Here is a 21436-nt window from a genome sequence, read left to right as displayed (position 1 = left end):
ATTCCTCCTATTTAATATCATTATCATGTTAAACATAAGATAATATAGATTGATACGGAAGATTTACTGTTTTTTTGTGTAAAATAAAGAAATTTTCAGTAAAATTTTCAACCGGAGGAATTTCAATGCAAACACAAGAAGCAATCAAAACGTTTTTATTAAAGAAGAAAAATGTAACAAAACTTGAGATTTTTCTTTTTTTAGCTGAGCATCAGTTCTTTATCACCACGCACTATCTAGCGGATTACTTTAAGATGTCTGATTCAAACTTTCTTTTATATCTTCATGAAATCGAACAGGATTTTCATTCTTTAGGCTTGAGTAGTGTTGAAGTAGTGAAAAACAAGAAATTCGTCAAAATTTCTTTGAACGATGCTGACCTTGCGACGTGTTATTACGAATTATTTGGTAAATATTGTTTTGAATCAACTAATTTCCAAATCATTGCTGCCTTACTTCGTCAGAAAGTCAACTCTATGGTCACGATCAGCCAAATGACAAATTACAGTCCTTCATATCTCTATTCTAAAATGAAGGCAATCAACCAATTTTTGGCTTTATATGGAATCTCCTTTAAGTTTTCAAGTAAGGGAAAGAAAATAATCACTGGTAGTGAGATTCAAATCCAATATTGTTTCCTAGATGTCTATTGGACGATTTTTGCTAATACCTCCCTTCCCTATCACAAGGAAGAGCCAAAAAAAATCGAGTACACACTCCATGCCTTCTTTAAAAAAGATTTATTGGATGGGATGAATGGTGGTGTCTTGGATAAGTTGTATCTTCTCTTGAAACTTTGCCAAGATAATTTTCCCATGACATCATTAGAAAATGTTCAAAAAGAGTTAAGCCAGTTTAAGTATATTGATCTTTTGATAGAACCTGATGTGGATATTTTGAATCCTGATCTACCGATTTGTCGGGAACAACGAATCATACTCAATTTATTAGCACGCCTAACGATTTCTCAATTGGATAGTGAAGAGCAAAGTTTGACGCACTATCAAAGACTGTTAGCAATCGATTTCCCTTATTTGATTTATTCCAAGAACTTAGTTGAAGCATTCAGTCAGCATTTCGCTTTAGAGCTACCTGAAAAACAAAAAAATTTATACGCGCTTTCCTTTACAATCAATAAACTTCACAATACCTTTTTGGATAGCGAACAGCCGAATACGCCTTTACCGACTTTCTTGCTTTATAAGGATCAGAAAAACTATGAACACTTAAGAACAGTCGTAGCTGAATTTTATGAGAACTTTCGACAAGAAAATTGGCATTACCTACCAGATTTTCTAGAAAAAGAAAATGTTTCTTGGGTAGTCGAAGAATTACTACATTTCTACGACCGTTTCAAAAAGCAACCACCGATCATCATCGGTGTGAATCATACGAAAGACTTTTATATCAGTAAAGATTTAATTGTTAAAATCGAACAAATTTTTTCAAAAGAGGCGATCGTCATCCAACGTTACTATATGGAACAATGCGATATCGTCATTAGTGATTGCCCGCTAAACCAGCTACCTGAGAGTATCAAAAAGATTTATTTGTTAAACGGCATCGTTCGTCCAGATGATTGGAAAAAGATGATTGCACAGTTAGCTACCTATATTTTTGAGATCAAACAAGAACGTGATTATGCTGACTTCCATTGATTTTCACAGATACAGATGTCTATGTTTCTTGTAGGGATCTTAATATCTATATCCCCCTGTCTATTGATCTTTCACGTGACTTGAAGCTACAGCTATTCTTTTCGAACAGTTCATTATATAATAATCGAAAAAGGAGCTTTTCTATGACTGAACATCGTATTTTCACTATGACTTTTTCTTCTGTCTATCCTCTTTATATCAAGAAAGCAGAACGAAAAAATCGTACAAAAGAGGAAGTTGACCAAATCATTCATTGGTTGACCGGCTATGGACAAACTGAATTAGAGGAACAGATTCAATTGGAAAAGGATTTCAAAACTTTCTTTGCTGAGGCACCGAGATTGAATCCTGACCGTAAATTAATCACCGGAGTTATTTGTGGTGTCAGAGTAGAAAATATCGAAGAACCTTTGATGCAAGAAATCCGTTATTTAGACAAACTGATCGATGAATTAGCTAAAGGAAAGAAAATGGAAAAAATCCTTAGAAAATAATGGAATCACTAGTTAATAGTTGGTTTATACATCAATAACCGTTAAAATAAAAAAAAGGAGGTTATAATAATGTATGAACTTATTCGAAGCAATTTTCAAAGACATGCTTTTTTACGAGCAGCAATTTATATCATTGCCGGTATCGCAATAGTCATCAATCCGACTGCCGTATTTAATTTTGTCGGCTATCTTATCACTGCTTATTTTGTTTTACTGGGACTGATCAATTTATTTGAAGCCTATAAAAACAAGCAAAAAACGGGCGTTTGGGGGTTTGGACTTTTCAGTGCGATTGCTTTTCTGGTTTTCGGACTGATCGTGTTCTTATTTGCATCAGCAAACGTTTCTATCTTGCCGATTCTTTTAGGATTAATGATCTTAGCAAATGGCGCATTTCAATTGTTCATTAGTTTGAATACGAAATCAAAAGGCTGGTCATTATACAGCGTGATTTTACTGATTGGTGGATTGATTTTGCTATTTAATCCATTCCAAAGCTTGATGATCCTTTTCCAAATCTTTGGCGGTATCTTGATCTTTATGGGAATCTCTGAGATCATCAACTACTTCAAAGTAAGAAATATGTATGTCAATTGATTAGTTATTTAACTTCGAGGTTGGGCTTAAATGCCTGACCTTTTTTATTGTACGCTTTCATCTATTCCTCCAATGGACGATACTACATAAATAACGTTATTTATGTTATCCTATTTAGGAGGTCATTTGACACGAATAAACTAAATTCTTTTTGAGAAAGGAAGGATGAAAAGAATGGAATTTATAGGTATTCTCTGTTTGATCTTGATAGCGACAACCATTGGCTCTCATCTCTCACGGAGGTTTGGTGTACCTGCGGTAATTGGTCAACTACTCGTTGGCGTGTTACTTGGTGGTGCGGGTCTTGGATGGGTGCATCCGAACATCCTCGTCCATGATTTTTCAGAAATAGGTGTCATTTTATTGATGTTTTTAGCTGGACTAGAAAGTGATCTTTCTTTGTTGAAAAAATACTTTCGGCCAGGAATGTTCGTTGCTTTATTAGGGATCATACTCCCCGTATTATTTGGCTGGCTGACGGGTGAAATTTTTCAAGTATCAAGGAATGAAGCTATTTTCTTTGGGATCATTCTTGCCGCCACTTCTGTGAGTATCTCCGTTGAAGTATTGAAAGAACTTCATGTAGTCAACACAAAAGAAGGTTCGACTATCTTAGGTGCTTCGGTAGTTGATGATATCCTTGTCGTATTAGTGTTAAGTTTCAGCTTATCTTTTTTGACAGGAGAATCTGGCAGTAGCCTCCCTTTACCGCTTCTATTATTGGAGCAAGTGATCTACTTTATTTTTATTTTTTTATTGGTCAAATGGATTGCTCCATTTTTGATGTCACTAGCTGGAAAAATCTATGCCAACTCTGCAATCATCATCGTTTCGTTGGTTTTATGTCTAGGTATGTCCTACATTGCTGATTTGATCGGACTAAGTTCAGTCATTGGCGCATTTTTTGCAGGGATCGCTGTGAGTCAAACGACCGTCAAAGAAGAAGTGTACCATAATGTTGAAGCATTAGGTTACGCAGTGTTCATCCCTGTGTTTTTTGTCAGTGTTGGACTAGAAGTCGATTTTTCCAACTTTGGGGAACAATTGATTTTTATCTTGATCCTAACGACTGTTGCAGTCTTGACTAAACTTGGTGGTGGTTATCTAGGGGCGAAAGTAGCCGGTTTTTCAACGAATAGTGCCTTTATGGTAGGAGCTGGCATGATCTCACGTGGTGAAATGGCGTTGATCATCTTGCAAATTGGACAACAAAGCCAATTGATTGAAGCAAAATATTATTCTCCACTTGTGATCGTAATCTTATTAAGTACCTTGATCTCTCCATTGATTCTTAAATACTTTACTAGAAAAGTGTATCACGGGTGATTCGTTCTCAGATAAATAGAGCCTTTCTACTAGATTTCTCGAATCTAATAGAAAGGCTCTATTTTTGATCAAATAATATGCTCTTTGCTATCGTTCCATAACTCTTCTGGAGAGTAATAATCATTTTCATTCAGAACAAGAGTGCCATCTGGTTGAATTTCAATAGTCGAGCCTACCCAGGTTGTTTGTGAAGCCAATAAACTATTCTTTCTCTTGCCATTTTTCATCGAAAAAGCTTCTGCATGTTCTTTTGCTAGATGTGATTTTAAATATCTCGTTTCCCCATTATCAAATTGGATCTTCAACATGCTAGCTGCCATCTCCGCTTTTACTGCTCTTGGAACATCAGTCATCTTATCTCCTCCTCTTGTTATTTACACTCGTTTCTATAGACTAGTGTATCACTAGAAAAGGAAAATAACCAATAGTTTTGTATCCGATTTCAAACTCTATATTTATTGGTAATTTTGGTTCAAATATTGTAATAAAGCAGGTGCTCGATTAGTGGCAGAATCGCCTTCTTCTTTGTTTTCCAACATGCTGATCACTAAGTAGCCATTTGTCTCAGGATTGATTGCATAAAGGAAACTATTTTCTTGTCCTTTTTCATCTTGCTTTTCTTTGATTTCAGCTGTGCCAGTTTTTGCTGCAAGCGGAATGCCAAGAGCAGCTAACGAGTGTGCAGTTCCGTTCGGATCTTGCACGACATCGACTAAATCTGGCAAAATCGTTTGGACACTTGATTCACTAACAACATTTTTCTTATCTTTTGTTTCCTGATCCATGACTAGTCGTGGATAGACTAATGTACCATTATTTGCAAAAACACTATACATCGTTGCTTGTTGTATCGGATTGATCAACAATTGTCCTTGTCCATATCCTGTATCTGCCAACAAAATCTCCGAATTGAATGAGTCTTCATTTGAGATCTGCGCAGGATTCATTTGGATCGGTAAATCAAGATCTTCACCAAAAATAAATTGATTCAGTCCTTTTCTAAAGGCTTCTTCCCCCATTTTCAATGTTTCTTGCGCCATATAGATATTATCAGAATAAACTAAAGCATTTTTCAAGTTGACTTGTGGTACATCACTCACACGCGTCACTTGGTAAGAACCCCAAGAGCTATCTTTCTGCCACTTCAATCCATTGATCGTCAAGACTTCATCTGGATTCAATGTACCATTATCTAAACCGATGGCTGCGGTGATCATTTTGAATGTTGAACCTGGCGCATAACCTGTGGCAAAACGACTGATAAATGGACGATTTGGGTCTTCTTCATATGCTTTGTAATCGTCTTGGGAAATACCGTTCGTCATTTTATTTGGGTCATAGCTAGGTGAACTGACAAGTGCCAACAAATCTCCAGTTTTAGGGGCTGTCACCACAGTAGAACCTGTTTTTCCATCTAAGCTATCGAAGGCCGTTTTTTGCGCATTGGCATCGATCGTCAACTGGATATCCTGTCCATTTTTCACTTCATGTTGGAGTAAGACAGCTTTTTCATTTCCTTCTTCATCTGTCACACTTAATTTCCCGCCGTTCGTGCCTCTTAATTCTTTGTCATAAGCCATCTCTAAACCTGAACGACCGATTTTTCCTGTGCTACTCAACTCAGGATTTTTCTCAATGTCTTCTGCGGTGATATCTCCTACGTAGCCAATCAATTGGGCAGCGGCTTCCCCTAGTGGATAATAACGACCGTCAACTTCTTGGATCGTTGCTCCATTGGGAAGTTCTGGTGTTTCCCCTTCAATGATCTTTAAAGGAACAAAGTAATCCGGTTGGACCCAACCTTGAGAAATCGCCTGTTCAATACTCGCTTCCGTCAAATCGAATGCTTCAGCGATTGCTTTGATATTCGCTGTTTTCTCCTCACCCTCACCTAATTTGGCAGGTACGACGCCTAATTGTTTTAATTTCCCAGTTGTCGCTAATGGCTGTTTATTCCGGTCCAAGATTTCACCACGCGTCGCTACATCTGTACTCAAGCTGACTTTATCTTGTCCTTCCATTTGCGGAAAAATCAAATTAGGTTGCCAATTGATTTTGGTTTGGTCCCCCTCTTTGGACAAGGTTCCTTCATATGCTAAGTCTTTCAATTCACCTAGCGTCGTATTCATTTTAGCTTTATACGTAAACTCATACGTATCATTCTCTTTCTTTGTCACAGATAAGTCTGAGAGTTTGATCCCTCTGATCTCTGCTGCACCATAAATGTTTTGATATTTTTCTAAAATATCTTGTTCAGTAAAATCACTACCCTTCTCTACTTGAAGTGATTTTACCGCTTCTTCATAATTTTCCTGATTCAGGGAGTCAATAAATCCTTCAATCGTTTGTTCTCCAGCTTTTACTGCTTGTTGTTCCTGAACGTGTTGATAATAAAAGAAGCCACCACCAGCTGCTGCGAGCAAGACGACGATTCCCGCTCCGATATAGATGCCGGTCGATTTTTTCTTTTGTCTGCCACTCCTCTTCATGTTTTGAATACCTCTCTTTATTAAAAGTACGAATCAAAGATATTCTAACACATAGAAGAGGAAATAGAACAGCAGCCCAAATGATTCTTAATCAGTACTGTTCTTATGTTAACTTTTTTTTAATCAAAATAAACCAGTTCGTTTTAGGAACTGGTTTATCAATAGGATTAGATGGTTATTTGTCCAAAAAATCGTGTATCGCTTGCTGATTTTTATCTAAGTCGAGTTCCAAGACGCTACCAGCGGGTGTATCATCGTTGAAGTCCCAGCTTTTATCAACTGGCACTGACAATGTATCGATTTTCTTGTCCTCTTTTAGAAAATCTAAACCACAATCTAACAGAACACTTTCCGGTAGGTTTGTTTGGATACTTCCTAAAAGTTTTCCAATTGCTTTGGGTAATTTAACGATCGATGTGACATCTTTCAGTTGACTAGCCACCGCCTCCACCACTTGCTGTTGTCTGCGGATACGTCCAAAATCACCTTCTTCATCTTCACGAAAGCGCGCATATTGAAGCAAGGTATTTCCATCCATCGTTTGTTCTCCTTTTTTGATATCTACCCCATCTAAATCCAAATCTTTTTCTGCATCGATCGTCACACCATCCGGAAACAATTCATCGATACAATCAATAAAATCTTGAAAAGTAATGCTTGCATAGTAAGGGGTCTCTAACTTGAAATTATCTTGTAATGTTTGGTCCAATAAGTCGATACCACCATAAGAATAAGCAGCATTGATCTTATTCATTCCATGATCAGGAATTGAGACATAAGAATCTCTCATGATAGAGATCAATTTTGCTTGTTTCGTCTTTTGATCATATTGGGCAACCATCAAAGAATCAGAACGGCCATTTTCTTCTTTTGATCGTGCATCAGAACCAATCAATGCCACGTTGATGATCGTTGGGACATCTTGTGCATTGACTTTCTCAACTGTTGCAGATTGCTTAACAGATGAGAATCCTTGGATAAATTCAAAAGAAAAAAAGCCAATGACCATCGCAAGCACTAACAAGATACTTAATACGATTTTTTGAAATGGTTTCATTCAGTTGATCCTTCCTTTCAAACTCTTCTACTTGAAACGAGGACCTTTGTCTATTATGATGAGTCAAGTAAAGAGTTTATTCTCTTTCATGTCTTTGGGTCGATTGAGCTGCAACTCGTCGACCTTTTTTGTTCGTCCATCTCGTTTATTTCGTTCGGCATTCTTTGTAATGATAGGAATACCTCTAGTGATAAAATCAAATAGCTTTTCCAACGCATCCCCCTTTCTCATCCAGACACAAGTTAGGTAAAGCGAGGTAAAAAGGAATAGAAAGCATAAGAAAAGGTCAGAAACCTTTTCGAACAAGATTTCTGACCTGGCATCATCTCATCGTCCGAGTTTTAGCACTATACAACGTAAAGAACGCATTCTTAGCTATTTGAAAAAGCCTTAATCCGACAATTCCTGTTTGACCCATTGGCGTCTTTCGACGTTTCTGGGCAATAGCCTATGTTTGTATAGGAGCCTCACCTAACAAGGTTAGTACTTATTTGATTTTTACAAAATCCATCTTATTCCTCTTCGAATCGATAATCAATAAAAAAAAGAATAAAATAACTAAATTAAACTTTACTTAATAAATTTTAAGACTTGATGACAAGCAAGGAAACTTCTTTTGTCTTTAGAAAACGAGTTCGTCCACTGTGTAATTATTTCGGGCGTAACATTGAAATAATCTCCCCAAGCTTCCCATAGTCGTTTCCAGCTAAGCGACTGATTGGCTGTAAACTTTTAGGATCGATGTAGCCTGTTTGTTCATCGTAGACACTTTCACTCATCTGATAAGCAGCTATTTCTAATAAAAATAAATCAGCTGTTGTTTCTTCGCCTTTTTTGATTGGTACATGTTGATAGAGTGTGGTCTCAAAAGCAATACTAGCTTCATTGATCCTTGGAACATCGATTGTATCTGATTCGGAAACGGTGAAAGAAGTCAAGGTCAATTCACTTTCCTCACTGGATAGGCTAGCAGCTGTCTGATTCGCATCTACAAGTATTCTTTCGTCTAGAACATGGATCACGGCTTCTTTTGTTTCGAGAAGATTTTTTGCCGTATCTTTCCATTCCCCGTTTTTTCTTTGGATAGCTAAAGAAAGTATCGGCGGATTGGAACTGACGATATTAAAGTAACTAAATGGTGCTACATTGGTCACTCCTTTTGAAGACCTTGTCGCAACCACTGCCACAGGGCGAGGGATAACTGAGCCAATCAATAGTTTATAATTTTCTCTTTCTGTTAACTCTGAAGGTACTCGTTTGAACATTTGCTTTCCTACTTTCTGGTTGAATGATCATTCCTGATGATAGTCATGGTATCGGACAATCTCCTTCATTGTCAACTAAACGTTCTTACTGCAATTTTTGTTCACAAAAAAACACCCAGTGCAGTTAAATGCACTGAGTGTGAATTTGATTACTTCAAGCGGAATAATGTTGGTGCTTGGTCAGGTGCCCAAGTAACATCTCCAAAGTTGAAATGTGGAACAATAGTGATATAGATTCTTCCATTGTGTCTTACTTCTTCATTAATAGAATAACGTTCTGGTGAAGCCATTGAACCTACTTTCCATTCACGGATTCCTTCGATTGTTTCATCTTGTTTCGTTGTCACTGATAAAGTGTTACTTGCATCTGAAACTTCGTCTGTTGTACTGATTGCACGTACCACGTATGAGTATGTTGTGCCAGAAGCTAAGTTTTCATCTGTGTAACTAGTAGATGGCGTTGAAGCAACTAACTGACCATTGCGATAGATATCATATTGTTTGATACCTTGTGTATGGGTTGAAGCTCCCCACATCAATGACACGCTTGAAGTCGTTTCACCCATTGAATGTAAGTTTTTAGGAGCAGTTGGTTTTTCTTCAGCAATTGAAGCTCTAGTTGTAACTGAAATTGATGTTTTATCAGATGTCAGTCCAGCTTGGCTAACTGCTTCGATCTCATAATTGTATGTTGTTTCTTCATTTAGTCCTGCATCTTTAAATTCTGGATCATTTGTATTGCCAACTAATTCACCGTCACGGTAAACGTTATAGGATACAGTATTGGCTTGGCCATTCCATGCTAATTCTACAGAAGAAGCAGTTACATTTTCAGTACGTACATTTTGAGGCGCTTGAGGTTTCACAGGAATAGCTGAATCACCTTTCACGTCTACATCGATCACATTGTAGAAGGCATTAGCCGTGTCTGCTACATCCCATACTGCTAAAATCACATGGTAGCCTAAACGATCATTCGGTACGTTGATTGCGTGTGGTGTCGTTGATGCTGGTGTTCCATTATGGTTGATCGTACCGATCAATTCAAAATCAGAACGTTCTAATTTATCGTTTGGATTCCAATCTGCTTTCGTCATATAATAATGCCATTTTGTCGTCGCGTGTCCGACAGTATAGCGCCATGTAAATAAGTTTGCTCCTTGATCGATCGATTGTTTTGTCCAAAGTGATGAAGTTTGTTGATCAAGGTTGAAATCACCAAGTGAACCACCTGCTGATGCGATTTGTCCATCGGCTGGTCCAGCTTGTGGGTATCCTTTTAATGCTTCTAAAGATTGAGGTTCGTTGATAACCGCTCCATATTTTTGAAAAGCAGCAGTCCAGTTTGAATTTCTGTCTAAATGTCCTTGATATCCACGACTGATCGGTGATTGCACGTATCCATGTGCAGATGCTTCATTCCCACCAATAGCTAGACTTGCTCCAAATAAAATACTTGAGCATAAAATGGTTCCTAAAATTTGTTTTTTCATGTTTCCCTCCGTAATTAACGATTAATATAGATAACATCAACTTTTCGAAAAAATGTATATTATGTATTTGCTTTTGTTATCTTAAATTAAGAATAACAGACAGATAAGATTAAATCTAACCAGCAATTACCGCAAGCAAGGTAATAAAAAAACACGAAAAATTTGTTAAAGTACCGTACAAAATGTTGTGTAAACAATATTTTATGGATGCACCCTAGTATTGAACTTTTTTTAAAAAAATATCATTTTTTATTCTTAATTTTTTTATTATAAATTTGCAGGATTAGAATTAATTAATTACCGTTATTTCTTTTTTATAAAAAAACTATAACTTCAAGTGTAATAACAACCGATTCCTTATTCTTTTACTAGTGTAAGCTCATTCATTTGCGGTATTGATTGCTTCATCATATGATGATAGAAAGGGGGTCGTATTTATGAGAGCTTGGCTGATCGTGCCCTTTGCAGTTTCATTGTTTTTAATAACGGGTTGTGAAGAGCCACAGCAGATGCCTATTCCTGAACAAACGAAAAGTAATAGTTCTACTGTCGAACAAACAACCACTGAACAAACCGATCATTTAATCGAAGAAACGGAGGAATCGCTTGTGAGTTACCCATCTGGCAGTTTATTAGCCGCAGTTGAAGCCAACGATCGAAAGAAAGTTGAGGATATTTTACAAACAGAGTATTCAATCGATGAACAAAATGACAAAGGCGAAACACCTTTACTAATTGCCACACATCATGATTTTGTCGAGATCGCCAAACTTCTGATTGACCACGGTGCGTCAATCGACATCCAAGATATGATCCAAGACAGCCCTTACCTTTATGCTGGAGCACAAGGGAAAACAGAGATTCTATCTTATATGTTGGAACATCGTGAACCAAATCAAGAAATCGTCAATCGTTTTGGTGGTAATGCTTTGATTCCAGCAGCTGAAAAAGGCCATTTAGATAATGTGAAACTTCTATTAACCGACGCACGTGTGGACATCGATCATCAAAATAATTATGGTTATACCGCATTGATCGAAGCAGTTGCCTTACGAGATGGATCTGAAATCTATCAACAAATCGTTCAAGAACTGTTGAATCATGGGGCAGACAAAACGTTACGTGACAATCAAGGAAAAACCGCGGAAGATTACGCAAGAGAACTAGGCTATACTGAGTTATTGGCACAACTGACTAAATCTTAACATGCATATAAATGCTGAAAATCTCCTCCGAAAGCGATGTACACTCATTCGAAGGAGATATTTCATGCTATTATTCGTTTTATTTTCCAATCACAATGAAATTATGATCCACTTTTGCTTCAATTACTTTTTTTCGTTTGAAATATTCGGCAATCAATTCTGTCATATCGATCGGACATTCTTTAACGATCTTCTCCGCTGAAAACATCTTATAATTTCCACCGCCTACTGCTCGATATTGATTGATCACCACTTCTAGTGGCTTATCTAAGGGAATCGGTTCCCCTTCTTTTTCAAAGCGTGTCACGCGGTGCCCGATTGGTTGGTTTAAATCGATCGTGTAATTGATTCCTTCATACATATCATAATTATAATATTGAGGTTTGGGCTGGATATACTTTTGGTCAAACGTAATTCCTTCATCGGTTGCCGTTAAGTAACCAGCCGTTTGTTCGAGCGCTGCTTTCAGCTCTTGTCCAGTCACACGTACAACAGCCAGTGTATTCGGGTAAATATAATTCGTAAGAATATGACGCATACTGACAGATTGTGGGAATCCAGTCACTTCATTATTGAATAAAGCTGTTCCTGAAATCTCTGCCCCAGTCGCATCCATCTGTATTCGATTGATCAATTCAATATACGGATGTTCATTGACCCTAGCTGCCATAGGATCAATAATCCTTAAATCGCCCAGTACTTCTCCCACTGGTTGGTCCAGCCACACATCTAATGCTTTTGAAACCGGGGCAACTTGTTCAAGAACGATAGGATCTGGAGAAGCCTCTTTCGTTGGACAAAGTTTACATGAATGATCTAAGACGATAAACTCGTTATCTTGTTTTTTGACAGTTAGTTTGATTGCTCCTACAAAAGCCCCACGATACCCTGGCTGGATCACAGGTACACCATTAACGACTTCAGCAAGCTCACGATGTTGGTGCCCTGTGACTAACGCATCGATCCCAGGTACTTCTTGTAACAATCGACTGCCTTCATTTTCACCAGTCAATGCTTCAGTCGGTTCGTTTGTTGCTAAATCTTTTTCAAAGCCACCATGGTATGCGACCACCACTAAGTCTGCTAACTCACGTAATAATGGCACGTATTTTTTGGCGGTTTCAACAGCCGAAACAAAATGAAGATCCTTGATTGTTTCAGGGTTTTCCCAGTTTGGGATATACTGAGTCACTAGTCCCAAAACAGCCACTTTGATCCCTTGTTTCTCAATGATCTGATACGGAGGTAAAACCGATTCCTGTTGATTCTTCCTCAACATATTGGCTACGACTATCGGGAAATTATAGGATTGGATTGCCTCATTCAAGTATGACCAGCCATAGTTGAATTCATGGTTCCCTAACACACCAACATCATAGTTCATAACATTTAGGAGTTTGGTTAAAGTCGAGACAGAATATTCCGGTTGTTTTGCAACAAAATAACTTAATGGCGAACCTTGGATAAAGTCACCGTTCTCAATCATGAATACCGGACCAGTTGCTGCCTTTCTTAATTCATTCAGTTTTCCGGCTACTTTTGCTACACCAAATGGTTGTTCTAAGTCACTGGCATAATTTGTTGGCAGAACGTAACCGTGCATATCACTTGTTGCAAGGATTGTTACTTCCATTATTTCGTCCTCTCAGTTGGTTTTATTGATTCCAAGCATCTTCTAACTGGGGTACTGAATCTGTGATCAATTGATCCGTATCTTTGTCGGTATTAGCTAATACATTTTCCATGATCGTACGCATTTCGTTGAACGCATTGTCACTATTCTCCACAACTGGTATCGAGAACAATTCTTTCGTTGCCTCTTCTAACTGTTGAGGTACTTTTGTTTCTGATGAATTTTTGTAGTCATTACTTTCTAATACTGATTCGATCGTCGGCATGTAACCAGTCATGGTTGCCCAATACAATTGGTTTTCTGGCTCAGATAAGAATTTCATATATAAAAATGCAGCTGTCCGTTCTTCTGGTGTGGCACTACTGAACATGTAGAGATCCGTTCCTTGTTGTAGATTGATTTTTTCAGGGCGTGGAGCAACATCATAGGTAAATACACCTTCCGTATCTTTCTTCACATAGCCTTCCCCTGCAATCGATCCAATAAACATGGCTACCTTTTGATTGGCAAACGGACCAGATAAATAGTTGTCCGATCCCGCGATCCGGAAGTAGCCATCTTTGACACCCTCCGCGTAGTAGTTGATCAATTCTTTTGATTTGTCGCTTGTCAAATCTGTCTCTTTATCAAATTCGACCCCTTTGTTTTGCATACCGATCGTATAATAGTTGTTCAAAGAATCGAATCCGGCTCCTACTACTTCGCCATTCGTTGCTTCATAAATCGTTTTTGATGCTTCTTTTAGTTCATCTAATGTCGTAGGCACAGCGACATCATATTTTTCCAACATATCTTTGTTATAAAAGAGCATTTCAGTCGATTTATTAAAAGGAATACCATACTGGACATCATCGATCTTGGCGCCATCCATCAAAGAGCTACGAATCTCTTCTTGGTCTTGCCAACCAATCGTGTCATTATCGATCAAAGGTTGTAGATCGACGAGCATCTCATCTTGAGCTGCGTTATATAACCAACCAGGATAGGCCTGAGTGATTGTTGGAAGATCTCCTGCTGATGGAAGAGTAGCATTGATCTTTGCTTGTAGATCAGAATATTGGGCTTGATTTTGTAATTCGACTTTGATATTTGGGTTTGCTTTGACAAAATCATCGGTCATTTTTTGTAACGCTGTTTCTTGCGCACCATTCATTGCGTGCCAAAAAGTGATCGTCGTCTCTTCTGTTAGATCAGTGACGATTTCTTCACCAGATGAAGAGGCATTCGAGCCATTGTTCCCACAAGCGCCTAAAGTCATTACAGCTGCTGATGCTACCAAAAACTTACTAATAGTTGTCCATTTCATTTTACATATTCCTCCAATTATAGTTGAATGGTTTCGCCTCTTTTTACTAATACTCTGCTTCCATATGGATTGTGCATACTTTCAGGTTTTAATGTATGGATGGGGACCAACGTAGCAGGTTTTATCCGATCGATGATTTCTGCTAGATCCGCTGGTTTTGCATGACCTGATAATGATAACTGCTTAAATTCCACTTGTTGTTTTTCAAAAGCTCCTCTAAAAATCGCGTACTGTGGATCAAACTCGCCTAATGGTTGGGCATCACTGTGTATATACAGACCTCCTTTTTGTAATGAATCAACTTCACCAACAAATTGCCAGAAATAATCCGTTGAATCTGCTAATAAAGTTTCGTAAGAATACTCAAGTTGGGGGTCTAATGTACCGATCCGCTCTTTCTTCTCAGCGTAGTAATAAGGAACCTCTCGTTTAGCGACTTCTTGTAAAAGCAAAGCCATTTCTGCTTCGACAACTACTCGTCGTGGGGAAGCATCGATCAAAGCTTCCCAGCGTTTGATGTTCGCTGGATAAAAATTGAAAGTCAATTGACGATTCTCGTTTTCTTGGATCAACTTGACCAGTTGCTCCGTTAACGCTCGTTCGCTGTCTGGTGATGTCTCATTTTTCTTCTCGTTCTCTGGGAAACTAATACTCACTCCTTCCAGCATCAATACATCGACTTTCTGTGCCGCTTCACAGAATTCCTCTGTTAAATGGCGATCAAATCCATGTAGCCGAAGGTCACCAGAATAAGCAATCAAGGCAGTTGGCGTCTCGATAAGAAAGGCTGCTGCACCATATGCATCATGATCCACAGGAAACAAACGAATCATCAATTCGCCGATGCGAAGATCCTGACAAGGGGCAATCGTTTTGATCGTTCGTGTATTTCCTTCTATATAAGGTGAAGGCAACAAGAATGTCCCGTTACGATTTAAGCTCTCCAATAAATTTTTGGTCGGCTCCAATGTATATAAGGAGATCTCTGGATCAAGATAATTGATCATTTTTGTATGGTCCAAGTGAACATGCGATAAGAATACTGCGGTATTTACAAAATTAGATTCCTTCTTGTTCGTGGTCAATCGCGGGTCATAAATGTCGATTGCTGGAATAAATCCCACATCTAGTAAAGTCGACAGTTCTTCGTTTGGCAATTTGATCTCAGGATGATATTCTGTCCCAAAGTCAAAAAAGATTCTATCGTCGCCGTAAGCAACTTCAATGACTGTTCCACCAATCGTCAAGAGCCCACTGTGAAAGGTAATGCTGGTTTTTTGATTAGCCTTTGATCCCATTTTTTGCCACTCCTCGGATGATTTCTTTTCTAAAAATAAAGTAAATAAGCACGATTGGTAATACAGTCAAGGTGGCCGCTGCTAATTGTAAGTGAACGTCACTGCCACTTTCGCTGGTAAATGCTGACAAGCCATTGTTCAATAATCGAAATCTTTTGTCATTAGTGACCAATAACGGCCATAAAAAGGAGTTCCAACTCGAAATGAAGGTCAAAATCCCCACTGTTACCAGTGCTGGCTTGGACATAGGAATAAGGATCTTTTTGATATATTCCATATCAGAAGCTCCATCGATCTTAGCTGCTTGATAAAAAGAACGCGAAATACTTTTCAAGTAATTAGTCAAATAATAAATATAAAAAATACTCGTCAAAAACGGCAAGATCAAAGCAGTATAAGAGTTCAACAAGCCTAAACGTGCAATCGTATTATAGTTCGTAAAAATGATCGACTCGTAAGGAATCATCAACAATGAAATCAATCCTAGCATCACGATTTTCTTGTAGCGAAATTCCAATGTTGCTAAAGCAAACGCTGCAAACAGTGAAGTGATGACTGTTGCCAATGTAGTCACTAATGATACAAATGCCGTGTTGATGAAATACTGGACAAATGGCGCTTTTTCGAATACTGAGAAATAATTCACCCATTGAAAAGATTCAGGTAAGACAGTTGGTGGAATACTTGTTGCTTCTCGATACGTCATCAATCCACCGAGTATCATATAGATAAATGGAAACACAGTAATGATTCCTAGTATTGTCAAAAATAAAAGTGAGAGCAACGTAACCATTTTTTTCATCTTGGTCTCCCCACCTTCTTCAAAATCAATTGTTGGAAGAAAGTAATACTCAGAATAAGTAAGAATAAAACAAGCGTCGCTGCCATAGCTAGACCTGGTCTACCTGCAACATGGAACTTATCATAAATGTAAAACACTGCGGTCATCGCACTTTTAGCAATCCCTGCTTGACCCCCCAATAGTGCGTAGACTTGCGTATAGATTTTAAACGCGCCAATCAGATTGACTGTTAGGAGAAACGTAAGTGTAGGCAGCAATTGTGGTAGTGTGATCTTCACAAAAATCTCCCATTCATTTGCACCAAACATCTTCGCGATCTTGTAATGCTCTTTCTCGATATTACGTAATCCCGCTAATAATATGATGATATTGAAAGCTAGACTTGTCCAAATACCAAAGATGATCAAAGTGGGCATACTCATTGAAACACTATCTAACCAGTTCACTCGTGGAAGCCCAACGAACTCGAGTAAATAATTGATGAGCCCGTATGACCCGTTGAAAAAATAGCGAAAAACAATACCGATCGCAATCGTACTCGTAACATAAGGCATAAAAAAAATCGCTTCAAAAAATGATTTATACTTTACTTTTTCAAAAATCACCCACGCAATCCCTAGTGAAAGGATCAAAGCAATCGGTACGACGGTGAAACTGTAGAACGCAGTATTTTTCAACGCGCGAAAAAATACTGGATCACTAAACAAACGTTGGTAATTCTCAAATCCTGCAAAGCGAGGATTGATCAATGTCCCTTTTTGAAAACTCATAAAAAAAGCACGAAAAAGCGGATAGATATTGAATACGAAAATTGCAAGTAAGGCTGGAAGTAAAAAATACCAAGCTTTTAGTTGATTTTCAGAGTTATAATTTTTCTTTCCCATCAATAGATCCTCTCTCCATCAAGGCGGAATATGAACACTTTATGATAGGCCAAGTCAAAAGTGATCACAGTTCCTTCACTGATTTCATTTTCTACACGCACGATCGACTTTATTCGTTCCCCAGCAAGTTCAAAGTGTAAAATTCGTTCTCGACCAATCAACTCAACACTTTGAATATTCCCTTTCAAAGGACCCCTATCACTTGGTAAGATATCTTCCGGACGTATACCTAAGTAGTATTTTCCATCTGTCATCAATTCTTTGAAACGCTGATCAAGAAAACGACTGAGCGGTAAGTCAAACGACGCATGTTTGACCCTATCATTGATGACTTCGATTGGTAAAAAATTAATGATCGGATTACCGATGAATTTTGCAACGAATAAATTTTCTGGCTCTAAATAGAGATTTTGAGGATCATCTTCTTGTTGTATCTTACCATCTTCCAATAAGATGATTTTGTCACTGATCGATAGAGCTTCTTCTTGATCATGGGTGACAAAAATCGTCGTGATCCCGACTTCCTTCACTAACCTTCGAATTTCTTCGCGAATCTTCAAGCGTAGTCGAGCATCTAGATTACTTAAAGGTTCATCCAATAATAAGACTTCTGGTTCTTGCACTAATGCTCTTGTAATCGCTACACGTTGCTGTTGCCCACCAGATAAAGTTCCAGGTTTCTTATTCTGCAACTCTTGGATATTCGTTAATTCCATATATTTCTCAGCAATGACTTTTGCCTCGGCTTTTTTCTTTTTGTTATCTCCAACTAACAAAGGAAACATAATATTCTCTAAGACAGTCATGTGTGGGTACAAAGCGTAATTTTGAAAAACAAATCCGATATTTCGGTCTTTTGGTTCCGTTTTGATGATCGATTCTCCATTAAAACGAATATCTCCATCTGTAGGCTGTAACAGCCCTGCGATGAGGTTCAACATCGTCGATTTACCACAGCCACTAGGGCCTAAAAGACAAACAAGTTCTCCTTTTTTTATCGAAAAATCAACTTTTTTCAATGCTTCAAAGCCATTATCAAAAGTTTTCTGTAATCCGATCACCTCAATCATAAGTGACCCTCCACTCTTCCTTATATTTTTTATGACAGTTGTTTTCTTTCATATCTTCATCTTAACGTTCGAATATTTAGATTACATATATTATTTGTAAATATCTTGAAAATATTCTTAACTACTTGTTTATTTGTTTTTGTTCCATAGAACATTGAATAAGTGTTATAAAATAGAGCAAGCGAAACCATTTTATGTAATATTTCAATAAAAGGATAACAAAGAAAAAAAGCTTTATCTATAGCAAAATTCAACACCAAGACTAGAAATAACACTTGTCTATCAGTTAAACATTCAAAGTTGCTATAAATAAAACATTTAGTTATTTTTTTAATATCAAAAAAACTTTAGTTTACATATTATTTATATAGTATACTACTTAGGTGACAGCTAGAAAACATAATGAAAAAAGAATGATCGTTCTTGGGAAATATGTAAAAAAATAAACCGATCACAAAGAGTATGTATTACTACTCTCTGTGGTCGGTTAAATTGTTCAGTCCATCTGTTTCTTTCTCTCAAATACTATGATTTGAGAAAGCACACTTTGCTTAAAGTTTACGTGCAAAGAATGAAACGATCAATACTAAAATGATTGCTCCGATAAGTGATGGTACGATTGCCATTCCACCAATCACTGGACCCCAAGTACCTAATAGTGCTTGACCAATAGCTGATCCAACTAGACCTGCGATTACATTCGCAATGATGCCCATTGAAGATCCTTTATTTGTGATTGCTCCTGCAATTGCTCCGATAATACCACCAACGATTAATGACCAAATAAATCCCATGATTATTTCCTCCTAAAATTCTAAAAAATTAAGTTTATTGTACGCGTGGTTCATTGTTTTCTTTTACTTTTTGCGCACCTTTACCAACAGCTGATTTTGCTTTGTCAGTTTGTTTTGAAGCAAACTGACCAGTTGATTTTGCTGCATCAGTTACTTTATCTTGAACTGTTTCTTGATCTTTTTCGTATTCTGCTTGAGTTTTGATGTCAACAACATTTACATTTACTTCGATAACATCAAGATGAGTCATTTCATTTACTTCTGTGCTGATCAATTCTTTGATTTGATCGTAAATGTTTTCGATATCTTTTCCATATTCAACAACTACATCTAAATCAACAGCTACTTGTTTTTTACCAACTTCTGCATTGATTCCAGCAGTTACGTTATCTGTGTTAACTAATTTTTCAGCAATGTTTGAGAAAAATCCACCGTCAAGAGTCAACAAACCGTCAACGTCTTTCAATGCGTAACCAATGATTTTTTGAATGACTTTGTCTTCATAAGTCAATTCACCTTTTGCTGCAGTATCAGCAACTGGATTTGTACCTGTAGTAGTGTTCACGTTTTTGAAATCTTTGTTTTCCATATTAAATTCCTCCTATGATTTGAAATATTCATCTAATAATCTTGTTTCTTTTAAATAAAAACCAATACCCACACCAATAGCGGTCATGATCAATATTAAAAGAGTTTTGAAAAATCCAACTGTTAACCATAAAACGGCTAATAGTAAGCCAAGACCCCCAAAGATAATAGGGAGCTTATATAGTGAAAAGAATTCTTTCATTTGTGTGCCCTCCTATTCTACTCGTGAGTGCTGGTTGTCTTCATGTTCTTTTTCTTCTTGATAACTACTGTAATTGACAGCTACTTTGATCTCTTGTTCTGAACCAAGGACATTGGCTACTTGATCTCTGACTTCTTGCATCAACATTTCTGTTTTGCCAATCAGAGAAGAAGTACGTTTTAGATCGCCTTTTACATGAATATTGATTTTCTGTTTTGTTGATCGTACTTTGACTTTTGGTGATTGAATGAACTCTTCTTCATGTAAATATGAACGAGTAAGTCCTTCAATTGCTTTTTTATCCAACGTCAATTTTCCATCTTTGTGCTTTAATACGAAAGTTCCTTTCGATTTTGGATAGAAAAGAACAAATAATAAGATGAGAACGACAACAATTGCAAATACGACAGCAGCCCAGAAAATATATTGTTGCATATAATAATTTGTTATCGTAAAAAAGCGAAAACGTTCCAATTGTTCAGGTAAGACATATGGTGCATTAACTAGAGCGATGACCAAAAGTACTGAAAGTAATACTATGCTTACAATTACACCGATGATCTTTACCCCCTTATTCATTTTCCACCTCCTAATTATCTTATTTTTCTGTTTTAAACACTTGACCAACAAGTCCATCCCTTGAGGAAACTGCAAAATACCTTTTCTTGGTAAGCGCTACCAAAAAGTGTAGGCTCAAAATAACTTTGGTACTTCTTCCCTCACAGAAATCTTAAATAACAGAAACAATTATTATATAACTTCCATTGTTTCTTGCTGGCTATACTACAAGAATAGTATACAAGATTAAAAATTGCAAAGATAATGCTCATTTATATTACAAAATAAAAAATATAAATGACAAAACATAACTAGCAACTATAGTTTTCCATTTTCGAACTAAATGTTTTAATCTTTTATTATAAAGGATGATACCCTTTTCAAAAAGCATTAAAGTATTTTATAATAAGTTGAAGGAAAATGTTAGAATAATAGTCATTTGATTTAGTTAAGCTATTATTCTTAGAAAGAGGTGTCACATGTTAAAAAAATCCATATACGCATTTATAATAACGATTATTTACTTGATTGTTTCCAATGCTGGCAATCTATTTTTTGGGGTGTCAAAAGAATTTAGTTGGACAACTACGTTGTGGGAATCGTTGTTTTTCTTTTTATTCGTTCTCCTACTACAAAATTATCGAAAGAAATAAATTGGAATGTACATCAAAAAAATAAAACAGCGATTTAGATTTTTTCTAAATCGCTGTTTTATTT

The 21436-nt window shown here is 37.2% G+C and carries 21 protein-coding genes and 1 riboswitch; of the genes, 5 read left to right on the top strand and 16 right to left on the bottom strand.

What is annotated here, in order from left to right; translation table 11 throughout:
* Positions 1-125: 125 nt before the first annotated feature.
* From CUS89_RS10065 to CUS89_RS10050, 4 genes are all read left to right on the top strand, one after another.
* The gene (locus CUS89_RS10065; RefSeq protein ID WP_104872019.1) at positions 126-1658 is read left to right on the top strand and encodes a helix-turn-helix domain-containing protein; all 1533 of its coding nucleotides are present in this window, start codon (positions 126-128) and stop codon (positions 1656-1658) included.
* Positions 1659-1801: 143 nt separating this feature from the next.
* Complete coding sequence (locus CUS89_RS10060) at positions 1802-2152, top strand: DUF2200 domain-containing protein (RefSeq protein ID WP_019724039.1); 351 nt, start codon at positions 1802-1804, stop codon at positions 2150-2152.
* A 69-nt stretch (positions 2153-2221) separates the two neighbouring features.
* Complete coding sequence (locus CUS89_RS10055; RefSeq protein WP_104872018.1) at positions 2222-2749, top strand: DUF308 domain-containing protein; 528 nt, start codon at positions 2222-2224, stop codon at positions 2747-2749.
* 174 nt (positions 2750-2923) lie between these two features.
* Positions 2924-4075 carry a cation:proton antiporter gene (locus CUS89_RS10050; protein ID WP_104872017.1) on the top strand — a complete coding sequence of 384 codons (1152 nt, stop codon included), beginning with the start codon at positions 2924-2926 and terminating at the stop codon, positions 4073-4075.
* A gap of 68 nt (positions 4076-4143) precedes the next feature.
* Here the strand turns inward: CUS89_RS10050 and CUS89_RS10045 are convergent, their stop codons facing one another.
* From CUS89_RS10045 to CUS89_RS10025, 6 genes are all read right to left on the bottom strand, one after another.
* Positions 4144-4428, bottom strand: a complete 285-nt coding sequence (locus tag CUS89_RS10045) for a hypothetical protein (RefSeq protein ID WP_066025039.1) — start codon at positions 4426-4428, stop codon at positions 4144-4146.
* A 102-nt stretch (positions 4429-4530) separates the two neighbouring features.
* Complete coding sequence (gene pbp4 / locus CUS89_RS10040; RefSeq protein WP_104872016.1) at positions 4531-6564, bottom strand: penicillin-binding protein PBP4(5); 2034 nt, start codon at positions 6562-6564, stop codon at positions 4531-4533.
* A 175-nt stretch (positions 6565-6739) separates the two neighbouring features.
* Positions 6740-7621 carry an LCP family protein gene (locus CUS89_RS10035; RefSeq protein WP_104872015.1) on the bottom strand — a complete coding sequence of 294 codons (882 nt, stop codon included), beginning with the start codon at positions 7619-7621 and terminating at the stop codon, positions 6740-6742.
* Positions 7622-7684: 63 nt separating this feature from the next.
* Positions 7685-7834 (bottom strand): hypothetical protein, encoded by a 150-nt coding sequence (locus tag CUS89_RS16105; RefSeq protein ID WP_019724453.1) that lies wholly within the window; start codon positions 7832-7834, stop codon positions 7685-7687.
* 106 nt (positions 7835-7940) lie between these two features.
* Positions 7941-8107: riboswitch (M-box (ykoK) riboswitch) on the bottom strand.
* Between the two features lie 164 nt (positions 8108-8271).
* Positions 8272-8886, bottom strand: a complete 615-nt coding sequence (locus CUS89_RS10030) for a flavin reductase family protein (protein ID WP_104872014.1) — start codon at positions 8884-8886, stop codon at positions 8272-8274.
* 149 nt (positions 8887-9035) lie between these two features.
* On the bottom strand, positions 9036-10379 hold the full coding sequence (locus tag CUS89_RS10025; RefSeq protein ID WP_104872013.1) for a lytic polysaccharide monooxygenase: 1344 nt from the start codon (positions 10377-10379) through the stop codon (positions 9036-9038).
* A 437-nt stretch (positions 10380-10816) separates the two neighbouring features.
* On the opposite strand from CUS89_RS10025, the gene CUS89_RS10020 reads away from it, so the two are divergent.
* A complete protein-coding gene (locus CUS89_RS10020) occupies positions 10817-11584 on the top strand; it encodes an ankyrin repeat domain-containing protein (RefSeq protein WP_019724575.1) in 768 nt (255 codons plus the stop codon).
* A gap of 79 nt (positions 11585-11663) precedes the next feature.
* Here CUS89_RS10020 and CUS89_RS10015 read toward each other — a convergent pair whose 3' ends face one another.
* From CUS89_RS10015 to amaP, 10 genes are all read right to left on the bottom strand, one after another.
* On the bottom strand, positions 11664-13217 hold the full coding sequence (locus tag CUS89_RS10015) for a bifunctional metallophosphatase/5'-nucleotidase (RefSeq protein WP_104872012.1): 1554 nt from the start codon (positions 13215-13217) through the stop codon (positions 11664-11666).
* A 22-nt stretch (positions 13218-13239) separates the two neighbouring features.
* On the bottom strand, positions 13240-14523 hold the full coding sequence (locus tag CUS89_RS10010) for an ABC transporter substrate-binding protein (RefSeq protein ID WP_104872011.1): 1284 nt from the start codon (positions 14521-14523) through the stop codon (positions 13240-13242).
* A gap of 17 nt (positions 14524-14540) precedes the next feature.
* A complete protein-coding gene (locus CUS89_RS10005; RefSeq protein WP_104872010.1) occupies positions 14541-15821 on the bottom strand; it encodes an MBL fold metallo-hydrolase in 1281 nt (426 codons plus the stop codon).
* Positions 15805-16623, bottom strand: a complete 819-nt coding sequence (locus CUS89_RS10000) for a carbohydrate ABC transporter permease (protein ID WP_065096374.1) — start codon at positions 16621-16623, stop codon at positions 15805-15807. Before CUS89_RS10000 ends, CUS89_RS10005 begins: the two co-directional genes overlap by 17 nt.
* Positions 16620-17507, bottom strand: a complete 888-nt coding sequence (locus tag CUS89_RS09995) for a carbohydrate ABC transporter permease (protein ID WP_104872009.1) — start codon at positions 17505-17507, stop codon at positions 16620-16622. Before CUS89_RS09995 ends, CUS89_RS10000 begins: the two co-directional genes overlap by 4 nt.
* Positions 17507-18577: an ABC transporter ATP-binding protein gene (locus CUS89_RS09990; protein WP_104872008.1), complete on the bottom strand. Its 1071-nt coding sequence runs from the start codon at positions 18575-18577 to the stop codon at positions 17507-17509. The genes CUS89_RS09995 and CUS89_RS09990 overlap by 1 nt, the downstream gene beginning before the upstream one ends.
* 551 nt (positions 18578-19128) lie before the next feature.
* Positions 19129-19371, bottom strand: a complete 243-nt coding sequence (locus tag CUS89_RS09985; RefSeq protein WP_010735387.1) for a GlsB/YeaQ/YmgE family stress response membrane protein — start codon at positions 19369-19371, stop codon at positions 19129-19131.
* A gap of 34 nt (positions 19372-19405) precedes the next feature.
* Positions 19406-19960: an Asp23/Gls24 family envelope stress response protein gene (locus tag CUS89_RS09980; protein ID WP_019724584.1), complete on the bottom strand. Its 555-nt coding sequence runs from the start codon at positions 19958-19960 to the stop codon at positions 19406-19408.
* Positions 19961-19972: 12 nt separating this feature from the next.
* Positions 19973-20161: a DUF2273 domain-containing protein gene (locus tag CUS89_RS09975; protein WP_065096371.1), complete on the bottom strand. Its 189-nt coding sequence runs from the start codon at positions 20159-20161 to the stop codon at positions 19973-19975.
* A 12-nt stretch (positions 20162-20173) separates the two neighbouring features.
* On the bottom strand, positions 20174-20740 hold the full coding sequence (gene amaP, locus CUS89_RS09970; RefSeq protein ID WP_019724484.1) for an alkaline shock response membrane anchor protein AmaP: 567 nt from the start codon (positions 20738-20740) through the stop codon (positions 20174-20176).
* Between the last annotated feature and the right edge of the window lie 696 nt (positions 20741-21436).

The organism is Enterococcus mundtii, from assembly GCF_002947535.1.
In the GTDB taxonomy this organism is placed as follows: domain Bacteria; phylum Bacillota; class Bacilli; order Lactobacillales; family Enterococcaceae; genus Enterococcus_B; species Enterococcus_B mundtii_B.
This window is presented reverse-complemented; position numbering and strand designations above follow the sequence as displayed.